This is a genomic window from Pseudomonas sp. ADAK2 (assembly GCF_012935755.1).
Lineage (GTDB): Bacteria > Pseudomonadota > Gammaproteobacteria > Pseudomonadales > Pseudomonadaceae > Aquipseudomonas.
Map to the genome: position 1 here is coordinate 4,640,629 of NZ_CP052862.1, position 11,297 is coordinate 4,651,925.

The following is an 11,297-nucleotide window of genomic DNA, read 5'->3' on the forward strand; positions in this document are numbered from 1 at the left end:
GTAACCCGTGTCCTTTAACCACTACTACCAAAGCGAGCTCACCGCACTTCGCCAGTTGGGTCGTCGATTCGCCGAGCGTAGCCCGGCGTTGGCGCCTTTCCTGGGCCAGGCCGGACGGGATCCGGACGTGGAGCGGTTGCTTGAGGGCTTCGCTTTCCTGACCGGGCGCCTACGCCAGAAACTCGATGACGAGCTACCGGAACTCAGCCATTCGCTGATGCACCTGCTGTGGCCCAACTACATGCGGCCGCTGCCGGCGTTCAGCATTTTGCAGTTCGACCCGTTGAAGCGTTCCGGGCCGGCGTTGATGGTCGAGCGCGATACGCCGGTGGAAAGCGTACCGATCGATGATGTGCGCTGCCGCTTCCGTACCTGCTACCCGACCGAAGTCCTGCCGCTGGACCTCGCCGCACTGAATTACTCGGTGAAGGGCGACGGTTCGCTGCTGAGCCTGCGTCTGGAGATGAGCGCCGACGGTCACCTCGGTGAGCTGGAACTGAGCCGCTTGCGCCTGCACTTTGCCGGCGAGCGCTACATCAGCCAGATGCTCTATTTGAGCCTGCTGCGCAACCTCGAAGGCATCGAGCTGATCCCGCTCGACGGCGCCGGCAAACCCATCAATGGCGTCAACGGCACGCCGATGGCGTTCAAGATGCCCGGCGACCGCGTGCAACCGGTGGGTTTTGCCGAAGAAGAAGCGTTGATCCCATATCCGCTGAACACCTTCCGCGGCTACCGCTACTTGCAGGAATACTTCGCCTTCCAGGACAAATTCCTGTTCGTCGATATCAACGGTTTGGACCTGCTCAAGGCGCTGCCTGAAGACACCCTCAAGCAAGTGCGCGGCCTCGAATTGCGCTTCGACATTCGCAAGAGTGGCATTCAGCGCCTGCGTCCGACTCTGGACAATGTGAAGTTGTACTGCACGCCCATCGTCAACTTGTTCAAACATGATGCGTTGCCGATCCGCCTCGATGGCAAGCAAGACGAATACTTGCTGCTGCCGGCCGAGTTCGATCTGGAAAGCTGCGGTGTGTTCTCCGTCGAAACAGTGACGGGCTGGAAGCCGGGCGGCCTCGGGTATCAGGAATACGTGCCGTTCGAATCCTTCGAGCACGACCCGAGTTTCGACGTGCCCAACAGCCGTCCGCACTACAGCATCCGCCAGCGTTCGTCCTCGTTGCACGACGGCCTCGACACCTACCTGAGCTTCGGCATCCGCCACACCGAAGCCCACGAAACCCTGTCGATCGAGTTGATGTGCACCAACCAGAACCTGCCGCGCAAGCTCAAGCTCGGCGACATCAGCCAGGCCTGCGAAGAGACGCCGGAGTTCCTGAGTTTCCGCAACATCACCCCGGCCACGCCGAGTTACGCGCCGCCGCTGAACCGTGACTTCCTCTGGAAGCTGATCAGCAACATGTCGCTTAACTACCTGTCGCTGGCCGACGTCAACGCGTTGAAGGTAATTCTCGAAACCTACGACCTGCCGCGTTACTACGACCAACACGCAGAAAAAGTCAGCAAACGCCTGCTGGGCGGGCTCAAGTCGATCAAGCACCAGCACGTCGACAGATTGCACCGAGGGTTGCCGGTTCGCGGATTGCGCACCGAGCTGACCATCGACCCGGAAGGGTATATCGGCGAGGGCGACCTGTTCGTTTTCGCTTCGGTTCTTAACGAGTTTTTCGCGCTTTACGCCAGTCTCAATTCGTACCACGAGCTGCGCGTAAAAAGCACACAGGGAGAGGTGTACCAATGGACACCACGTATGGGCCTTCAGCCCCTGCTTTAAGCGGGCTGACCCGAGGAATACGCGAGTACTCGCTGTTTCAGGCCGTGCTGCTGGTGGTTGACCGGCTGCGCGAGGCCCACCCGCACCTGAGCCAGGACGACTTGTACGACCAGCTGGAATTCCAGGCCAACCCGAGCCTGGGTTTCCCTGGCAGTGACGTTGATCGCGTGGAGTTTTTCACCGAGCACGGGCACCTGCGCGCGCGCATGCGTTTCAACCTGATCGGCCTGGTCGGTTCCGGTTCGCCGCTGCCGGCGTTCTACGGCGAACAAGCCTTGGGCGACAGCGAAGACGGCAACCCGACGCGCAACTTCCTCGACCTGTTCCACCATCGCCTGCAACGGCTGATGCTGCCGATCTGGCGCAAGTACCGCTACCGCGCCAGCTTCGAGAGCGGCGCCCTCGACCCGTTCTCCGCGCAGCTGTTTGCGTTGATCGGTCTGGGCGGCGAAGAGATCCGCAAGGCCAAGGAACTGAACTGGAAACGCCTGCTGCCGTACCTCGGGTTGCTCAGTTTGCGCGCGCACTCGGCGGCGTTGATCGAAGCGGTGTTGCGGTACTACTTCAAGCACGCCGAACTGACCATCGAGCAGTGCATCGAGCGTCGCGTGGAAATCCTCGACGAGCAGCGCAATCGTTTGGGCCGCGCCAACAGCATGCTCGCCGAAGACCTGGTACTCGGCGAGCACGTGCGCGACCGCAGCGGCAAATTCCGCATTCACATCCGGGAGCTCGACTGGCTGCGTTTTCACGAATTCCTGCCGATCGGTTTCGGCTACCAGCCGCTGTGTGCGCTGGTGCGGTTCACCCTGCGTGACCCGCTTGATTACGACATTCGCCTGGTGCTGCGCCAGGAAGAAATCCGCGAACTGCGAATCGGTGAGCAGAACGCCTGTCGCCTGGGGTGGACCAGTTGGCTCGGCCGCGAAAAAGCGGACGGCGTGGTGACCCTCGGCAGCAAAATTCATTAAGGACAGATGACCCATGAGCAACGTAGACCTGCAACAACTGATTCAGGCGCTGGACGCCGAAACCCGTCGTGACCTGGAAAGCTCGGCCGAGCGTTGCGTCGCCCGTGGCGGCAGCAAGATCCTCGTCGAAGACCTGCTGCTGGGCTTGCTGGAGCGTCCACAAGGGCTGCTCGCACGTGCGCTGCAAGATGCCGAAGTGGATGCCGGCGAACTGAGCGCCGCCCTGCAATCGCGGGTCGAGCACAGCGCCTCGCGCAACCCGGTGTTCGCCCCGGAACTGGTGCAATGGCTGCAAGACGCCTTGCTGGTGGCCAACCTTGAACTGGGCCAGACCCAGGTCGAGCAAGCGGCGTTGATCCTCGCGTTGTTGCGCAACCCGATGCGCTATGCCGGCAGCCGCTACCAGGCATTGCTGGCCAAGCTGAACATCGAGCGCCTGAAAGAATTTGCCCTGTCGCAAAAAGAACAACCGGCCAGCGGCAAAACGTCCGTGCCGGGCGAATCGCTGTTGCAGCGCTTCACCCACAACCTGACCCAACAGGCCCGCGACGGCAAACTCGACCCGGTGCTGTGCCGCGATGGCGCGATCCGCCAGATGATCGACATCCTCGCCCGTCGCCGCAAAAACAACCCGATCGTGGTCGGTGAAGCCGGCGTCGGTAAAACCGCGATCGTCGAAGGCCTTGCCTCGCGCATTGCGGCCGGTGAAGTGCCGCAAGTGTTGAAAGGCGTTGAGCTGCTGTCCCTGGACATGGGCCTGTTGCAGGCCGGTGCCAGCGTCAAAGGTGAATTCGAACGTCGCCTCAAAGGCGTGATCGACGAAGTCAAAGCCTCGCCAAAACCGATCATCATCTTCATCGACGAAGCCCACACCCTGATCGGCGCGGGCGGCAATGCCGGCGGTTCGGACGCGGCCAACCTGCTCAAGCCAGCCCTGGCCCGTGGCGAGTTGCGCACCATCGCCGCCACCACGTGGGCGGAGTACAAGAAGTACTTCGAGAAAGACCCGGCCCTGGCCCGTCGTTTCCAACCGGTGCAACTGCACGAACCGACCGTCAGCGAAGCAGTGACCATCCTCCGTGGTCTGGCTCAGGTCTACGAGAAGAGCCACGGCATCTACCTGCGTGATGACGCTGTTGTCGCCGCTGCCGAGTTGTCCGCCCGTTATCTGGCGGGTCGTCAGCTGCCGGACAAGGCTGTCGACGTGCTCGACACCGCCTGCGCCCGCGTCCGCATCAGCCTCGCCGCCGCCCCGGAAAGCCTGGAACGCCTGCGTGGCGAACTGGCTGAAGGTGGCCGTCAGCGCCAGGCCCTGCGCCGTGATGCCGAAGCGGGTTTGCTGATCGATCACGAAGCGCTGGAGGCACTGGAAGCGCGTCTGGAAGAAGCCGAAGACGAAAGCGTCGCGCTGGAAGCCCTGTGGACTGAACAGAAAGAACTGGCTGAGCGCCTGCTGGACTTGCGTCAGCAATTGGCCAAGGCCCGGGTCGCCGTTGCCGTCGAGCCAACCGTCACGATTGAAGAAGACGCCGAAGGTACCGTCCTCGAAACCCTCGAAGTGCCGGTGGATGAATCACAAAGCGTCGCGTCCCTGGAAGCCGCGCTCAACGAAACCCACAAAACCCTGACAGCGCAAAGTGTTATTAGGATCGTATCGTGAGTTTGAAATCGTCGCCTGGTATTGAGTGATGGCGTTGACTCTGGCAAAGTTTATGTTAACTTTATCTATCGTACGTCAATAGTTAAAAAGCTTTTGCCATTGACTAAAAAATGCAAAGGTCTGTGAACAGATCGTTGTTCATTATGCGATTGCTGATGTTTCATTGTTGGTTTAACAACTGATCTGTGTTATGTAGCTTGGTTGAATATTGATATTTATGCATCCGAAAATCCTTTCAGTTCTGTGCCGACTTGGAAATGAATACGCGATCGTTTGGTCATTTACTTCGTCAATCCAAACTGTTCGAGATATCAAACTTTGCGCCTGATCGTTTTCTCGTATTATTAGCGATACGAGAGATGCGCGTTTCACGAGCGCGCGCGCCGCGCGAGCGCTTTCAATTTTCGCGAAAGCGTTGATGATTTGCGAAAAATGACGACGCTTCACCTGTCGATTAGCTTCCGATGAATACAGTCATAATCGATTTGAGTGCTATGGGTATCAATCTCCGCAACACGTTGATCCTGATGACCTCGAACCTGGGCAGCGACCTCATCGCCGAACTCTGCGAAAACGGTGAGCGGCCGAGTGCCGAAGTCCTCGAAGAAACCATTCGCCCGGTACTCAGCAAGCACTTCAAACCAGCATTGCTGGCGCGGATGCGCGTGATTCCTTACTTCCCGGTGGGCGGCCCGGTATTGCGCGAGCTGATCGAAATCAAACTCGGCCGTTTGGGCGAGCGCCTCAACCGTCGTCAGCTGGATTTCACCTGGTGCCAGAACCTCGTCGATCACCTGTCCGAACGCTGCACCCAAAGCGACAGCGGCGCGCGCCTGATTGATCATTTGCTCGACCTGCACGTGCTGCCGCTGGTGGCCGACCGCTTGCTCGATGCGATGGCCACCGGTGAAAGCCTCAAGCGCGTTCACGCAACGCTCGACGGCAACGCCAGCGTGATTTGCGAGTTCGCCTGAGGTGGGTGTGATGTTCACTCAAGTGCCGCAACCACTGGTCTACGCCGAAGCCTTGCTGGCGCAATTCGCCAGCCTGTCGCGGGCGGCGGACGGTACTGCGCTGCTGGGTGACTTCGTGCGCGGTTTGGCCGAGCTCAGTGGTTGCGAGTTGACCCAGTTGTACCTGTTGGACGCGACCCACACTTGCCTGGGCATGAACGCCGAGTGCCTCAATGGCACCCTGCAACTCCAGGGCGCGGCGAGCCTGCCGGCGGATTACACCGGTGAACAACTGCTGCAATTCGCCCTGTGCCAGAACCGCGTGGTGTGCCTCAGCGAGTTGAGCGGCAGCCTGCACGAAACCAGTTTCCTGCCGCTGCAGGCCACGCCTTGGCAGTCGCTGTTGTGCGTGCCGCTGGTCAATCAGCAGAAGGCTGTCGAAGGCTTGCTGCTGTGCGCCAGTCCCCGGCACATCGCCCTGCAAGGCTTTGCCGATTCCCTCGGGCAACTGGGTTCGTTCGTGCTCGGCCAACTGCATCTGCTGCAACGCCTGCGCCAGCCTGCAAGTGCCGCCGCGCCGGTCACCCGTGGTGCTCCGAGTGTCAGCGGCTATGGCTTGATCGGTAAAAGTGCGGCCATGCGCCAGACTTATTCGCTGATCAGCAAAGTTCTGCACAGCCCGTACACCGTGCTGTTGCGCGGCGAAACCGGCACTGGCAAGGAAGTGGTCGCGCGGGCGATTCACGACTGCGGCCCGCGCCGTTCCCAGGCGTTCATCGTGCAGAACTGCGCGGCGTTCCCCGAGAACCTGCTGGAAAGCGAACTGTTCGGCTACCGCAAAGGCGCGTTCACCGGCGCTGATCGTGACCGCGCGGGGCTGTTCGATGCGGCCAACGGCGGCACTTTGCTGCTCGATGAAATCGGCGACATGCCGTTGTCCCTGCAAGCCAAGCTGTTGCGCGTGTTGCAGGAAGGCGAGATCCGGCCGCTGGGTTCCAACGACACCCACAAAATCGACGTGCGCATCATCGCCGCGACGCACCGGGATCTGGCGGTGCTGGTCAACGAAGGCAAATTCCGCGAGGACTTGTACTACCGCCTCGCGCAATTCCCGATCGAGTTGCCGGCCCTGCGTCAGCGCGAAGGCGATATCCTCGACCTGGCCCGGCACTTCGCCGAAAAGGCCTGCGCGTTCTTGCAGCGGGATGCGGTGCGTTGGTCCGAAGCGGCGCTGGATCACCTGTCCGGTTACGCCTTCCCCGGCAACGTGCGCGAACTCAAAGGCCTGGTCGAACGCGCGGTGCTGCTGTGCGAGGGCGGCGAGTTGCTGGCCGAGCATTTTTCCCTGCGCATGGAAGCCATGCCGGAAGACAACAGCGGCTTGAACCTGCGCGAACGCCTGGAGCAGGTCGAGCGCAGCCTGCTGCTCGATTGCCTGCGCAAAAACGACGGCAACCAGACCCTTGCCGCCCGTGAACTCGGGTTGCCGCGTCGCACGCTGCTGTATCGCCTTGGGCGCTTGAATATCAATTTGGGTGACTTCGATGGCTGATCTCAACTTCCGGGCTCGGATTGGAATGCCACCTGTGGCTCGCGAATTCCCTGTGGCGAGGGAGCTTGCTCCCGCTGGGCTGCGCAGCAGCCCCAAAACTCTGCGACGCGGTGTGTCAGTCAAACCGCGTCTGCTGTTTTACGACTGCTTCGCAGCCGGGCGGGAGCAAGCTCCCTCGCCACAGAGGCCTTGTGCCAGAGCCCTTGGCTTCACCTTATTCGCTTCTGACAGCGCCACCCGCAAGGGTCGGCGCTTTGTACTTTGTCTACCTCTGGAGTCCCTCTGATGTCTGTTCGTCACTGGCAAGCCGTCCTGCTGACCCTCGTCGTTCTATGCGGCCTCGGCGGCTGCAGCGGCAATTACAAATTCAACGACAACACCTATCGCCCATTGGGTGATCCGCAGGCGGTCAATCGCGGCAAGTGACCGCAAGGAGCATCATCATGGAACTGGTTTTCGAAATGCTGAACACCAAGCAGTTCGTGCCCACGGATTTGTGCCAGAAGACCTTCAAACAGGCCGGTGGCGTGATTGGCCGGGGCGAGGATTGCGACTGGATCATCCCGGACCGCAAGCGTCACCTGTCCAACCACCATGTGGACATCAGCTACCGCGAAGGCACTTTCTTCCTGACCGACACCAGCAGCAACGGTGTTCAGGATGGGCAGAGCGGCGCGCGCCTGCGCAAGGGTGAAGCGGTGCGAATCGAACACGGCAGCACCTACGTGCTGGGTGACTTTGAGATCCGTGCGCGGCTGGTGCGCGATCCGGCGACCTTCGACGTCGAAGTCGGCCGTCCGCAGGCCGCGGGCAGCATTATTCCTGACGATGCGTTCCTCGACCTCGACCCGATGAATGCCCTCGACCAGCAGGAGCGCGTGTACTCGGAAATCGACGAACTGATCTCCCCGCGTAACGCGCCCGAGGACACCCGTCAACGCGCGGACTATGCGCGTATCGACATGGAAAGCTTGATGGTGCCGGAGCTGATCGACGCCCCGGCCGAACCTGCGCCAGCCCCGGCACCGAAAGCCGTGGAGCGTCAGAGCGATGGTTTTTGGGAGCACTTCGGTGCCGCGCTGGGTGTGGACCTCAAAGGCCTCGACCACGACGCCCGCGAAGCCTTGGCGCTGCACGCTGCGCGTCTGCTGCGCCAAAGCGTCGGCGGCTTGCAACAGAGCCTGCGCACCCGCAGCGAGTTGAAAAACGAATTGCGCCTGGCCCAGACCCTGGTTCAGGGTAACCAGAAAAATCCGCTGAAATTTGCCGTGGATCCGGGTGAAGCGCTGGAGATTTTGCTGCAGCCAAACAAGCCGGGGCAGATGCCGGCCGAGCAGGCGATCTCCCGCTCGTTCCGCGATTTGCAGGCGCACCAGGTGGCGTTGCTGACCGCCAGCCGCGCAGCGGTGCGCGGCACGCTGGAACACTTCTCGCCTGAGCAGTTGACCTTGCGTTTCGAGCGCGACAACAAACCGATCCTCGCCACCTCCGGCAGCCGCTGGAGAGCCTACGGCCGTTATCACCAGGCCCTGCGCCAGGACGATGACTGGAGCGAGCGCCTGTTGGCCCGCGACTTTGCCCAGGCTTACGAAGAACAGATCCGCCTGATTTCCACCCTACACACCGACCACCAAGGATGATGCGCATGTCTCGCTGCTCGACCGCTTTTTTCAAGACGCTGACTGCGCTGACGGCCCTGGTGCTGCTGGCCGGCTGCTCGTCGCTGTCGCCGTATTCCACCGTGACCAAACTCAACCTGAAGTTGACCGCCAGCGACCAGCTGAACCCGGACCTCAATGGGCGTCCGTCGCCGATCGTGGTGCGCCTGTTCGAGCTCAAGCACCCGGTGACCTTCGAGAACGCTGACTTCTTCAGTCTGTACGAGCGCGCCAAGGAATCCCTGGCCCCGGACCTGGTGGCCAGCGAAGAGCTGGAACTGCGTCCGGGCGAATCCGTGGAGCTCAAGCTCAGCGTGGAGGAGGGCAGCCGTTACGTCGGCGTCCTCGCTGCCTACCGCGACCTGCCGGAAACCAAATGGCGCTACACGGTGCAACTCACCCCGGTGGAACTCACCGAGGCTGACCTGACCCTCGACCAGGCTGGCATCCGCAACACCAATGAAACGCTCGCCAAGGCGGTTGACTGATCATGAACTCCCATAAAGTCATTTGGCAGGAAGGCATGCTGCTGCGTCCGCAGCACTTCCAGCACAACGATCGCTATTACGACCACCAGATGAAGACCCGCACCCAGTTGCTGGGCAGCTACACCTGGGGTTTCCTGAACCTGGACATCGACTTGCAGTTCCTCAACATGGGCAAACTGGTGATCAGCCAGGCCTCGGGGATTCTGCCGGACGGCAGCCTGTTCGAACTGGGCGGCAACACCGAGCCGTTGGCCCTGGACGTACCGCCGAACACCGGCAACACGCCGATCTACCTGGCGCTGCCGCTGGTCACCGGTAACCACATCGAAGCCCGTCGCCCGGAGCAATCCGACGTGCTGGCGCGCTACACCGCGTACGAGTCAGAAGTGGCTGACTCCAACGCCGGCGACGACTCCGCCAGCCAGGTCAGCTGCGCCCGTCCAGACTTCAAGTTGTTGCTCGGCGAGCAGCAGAGCGATCAGGCTTACGTGAAGCTGAAGATCTGCGAAGTGCTCGACACCACGCCCGACGGCGTGATCAGCCTCGACCCGGACTTCGTGCCGACCTACATCCAGGCGCATTCGTCCAGCTACCTGCTGTCGTGCCTCAAAGAAGTGATCAGCATGCTCGGCCACCGGGGCGACACCATCGCCGACCGGATCCGTTCCAACGGCAAGGTCGGTGGCGCGGAAGTCGGCGACTTCATGATGCTGCAACTGATCAACCGCACCGAACTGCTGCTGCGTCACTACCTCGGCCTGGAGCAGGTTCACCCGGAAGAGTTGTACCGCACGCTGCTGACCATGCTCGGTGACTTGGCGACGTTCTCCAGCGACAGCAAACGCCCGCGCCTGGACAGCCGTTACCAGCACAGCGACCAGGGCGCGAGCTTCCGCAAACTGATGGAAGCGATTCGTCAGGTGCTGTCGATGGTGCTCGAACAGCACGCCATCGAACTGGTGCTGCAAGCGCGTCAGTACGGGATCATCGTCTCGCCGTTGCACGACCACAAACTGCTGGGCTCGGCGTCGTTCGTGCTCGCGGCCAGTGCCAACTGCGATTCCGAAGAACTGCGCCACCGCTTGCCGGCGCACCTCAAGGTCGGCCCGGTGGAGCGCATTCGCCAACTGGTCAACCTGCATCTGCCAGGCATCAAGGTTAAACCGTTGCCGGTGGCCCCGCGGCAGATCGCGTTCCACTCCAACAAAACCTATTTCATCCTCGAACTCAGTTCCGAAGACCTGGCACAACTCGAGCGCTCCGGCGGCTTCGCGTTCCACGTGTCCGGCGAATTTGCCGAGCTTGAACTGAAATTCTGGGCCATCAGGAACTGACCGACATGATCAAGGACACGGAATACAACCAGGACGATAAAACCGTCCTGCTCGATCGCCAGGGCCACGGCCCGGCGCAGAGTCCACTGACAGATTTCGCCGCGCCGCCGCGTTTCGAACAGCTCGAAGAACGCATGATCTACGCCGCGCGTTTGCGCCCGGCCGAAGCGTTCAACATCAGCCTCAATTCGCTGGTGGCCGCCGCGTCTGACCTGTTGTCGGAAGTGGTGCGCCTCAAGCACAGCGACACCCGCGAAGACATGTACGCACTCAACGAGCGACTGACCTCCGCGCTGAAGCTGTTTGAAGTGCGCGCGCTGCACAACGGCGCCGAAAGCAGCCAGGTGATGGCCGCCCGTTACGTGCTCTGCACCGTGGTCGACGAAGCCGTCGTGACCACGCCGTGGGGCAACGAAAGCGAGTGGTCGCAAATGAGCCTGCTCAGCAGCTTCCACAACGAAACCTTCGGCGGCGAGAAGTTCTTCCAGCTGCTGGATCGCCTGTCGAAAAACCCGGTCAAGCACCTGCCGATGCTGGAGCTGATGTACTTGTGCCTGTCCCTGGGTTTCGAAGGCAAGTACCGGGTGCAAGCCCGCGGCATGCTCGAGCTCGAAGGCATCCGCGACGCCTTGTATCGCCAGATTCGTCAACTGCGCGGCGACGTGCCCCGTGAGCTGTCACCGCATTGGGAAGGCTTGAACGATCAGCGCCGCAGCCTGGTGCGCATCGTGCCAGCGTGGATGGTGGTGCTGTTCACCGTGGTGTGCCTGGTGGTGATGTATTCGGGTTTTGCCTGGGTACTGGGCGAGCAACGCGAAACCGTTCTGCAACCTTATCAGCAGCTAGATCCGGCAGCGGTCCAGTCGCAGTCGCAGCCGTAAACAGG

Annotated in this window: 8 protein-coding genes and 2 pseudogenes; all 10 read left to right on the forward strand. The window is 61.2% G+C overall.

From position 1 onward, the window contains the following. The first annotated feature begins 7 nt into the window (after nt 1-7). The 10 genes and pseudogenes from tssF (at nt 8) to icmH (ending at nt 11,292) form a co-directional block, all read left to right on the forward strand. Nucleotides 8-1,795: a type VI secretion system baseplate subunit TssF gene (gene tssF, locus HKK52_RS21245; RefSeq protein WP_169372455.1), complete on the forward strand. Its 1,788-nt coding sequence runs from the start codon at nt 8-10 to the stop codon at nt 1,793-1,795. Beyond that, on the forward strand, nt 1,759-2,766 hold the full coding sequence (gene tssG, locus HKK52_RS21250) for a type VI secretion system baseplate subunit TssG (RefSeq protein WP_169372456.1): 1,008 nt from the start codon (nt 1,759-1,761) through the stop codon (nt 2,764-2,766). Before tssF ends, tssG begins: the two co-directional genes overlap by 37 nt. Before the next feature lie 13 nt (nt 2,767-2,779). Then, nucleotides 2,780-4,258: pseudogene (locus HKK52_RS21255) on the forward strand (AAA family ATPase); the annotation flags it as partial. Nucleotides 4,259-4,926: 668 nt separating this feature from the next. Continuing rightward, a pseudogene (locus tag HKK52_RS21260) lies at nt 4,927-5,400 on the forward strand (AAA family ATPase); the annotation flags it as partial. A 10-nt stretch (nt 5,401-5,410) separates the two neighbouring features. Then, the gene (locus HKK52_RS21265) at nt 5,411-6,931 is read left to right on the forward strand and encodes a sigma-54 interaction domain-containing protein (RefSeq protein ID WP_169372457.1); all 1,521 of its coding nucleotides are present in this window, start codon (nt 5,411-5,413) and stop codon (nt 6,929-6,931) included. A 285-nt stretch (nt 6,932-7,216) separates the two neighbouring features. Further along, nucleotides 7,217-7,357: a hypothetical protein gene (locus tag HKK52_RS21270; protein WP_008030659.1), complete on the forward strand. Its 141-nt coding sequence runs from the start codon at nt 7,217-7,219 to the stop codon at nt 7,355-7,357. Between the two features lie 17 nt (nt 7,358-7,374). After that, on the forward strand, nt 7,375-8,571 hold the full coding sequence (gene tagH / locus HKK52_RS21275) for a type VI secretion system-associated FHA domain protein TagH (RefSeq protein ID WP_169372458.1): 1,197 nt from the start codon (nt 7,375-7,377) through the stop codon (nt 8,569-8,571). A gap of 5 nt (nt 8,572-8,576) precedes the next feature. Then, the gene (tssJ, locus tag HKK52_RS21280) at nt 8,577-9,077 is read left to right on the forward strand and encodes a type VI secretion system lipoprotein TssJ (protein ID WP_169372459.1); all 501 of its coding nucleotides are present in this window, start codon (nt 8,577-8,579) and stop codon (nt 9,075-9,077) included. Nucleotides 9,078-9,079: 2 nt separating this feature from the next. After that, nucleotides 9,080-10,411 (forward strand): type VI secretion system baseplate subunit TssK, encoded by a 1,332-nt coding sequence (gene tssK / locus HKK52_RS21285; RefSeq protein WP_169372460.1) that lies wholly within the window; start codon nt 9,080-9,082, stop codon nt 10,409-10,411. Nucleotides 10,412-10,416: 5 nt separating this feature from the next. Then, nucleotides 10,417-11,292: a type IVB secretion system protein IcmH/DotU gene (icmH, locus tag HKK52_RS21290; RefSeq protein ID WP_169372461.1), complete on the forward strand. Its 876-nt coding sequence runs from the start codon at nt 10,417-10,419 to the stop codon at nt 11,290-11,292. Nucleotides 11,293-11,297: the final 5 nt, after the last annotated feature.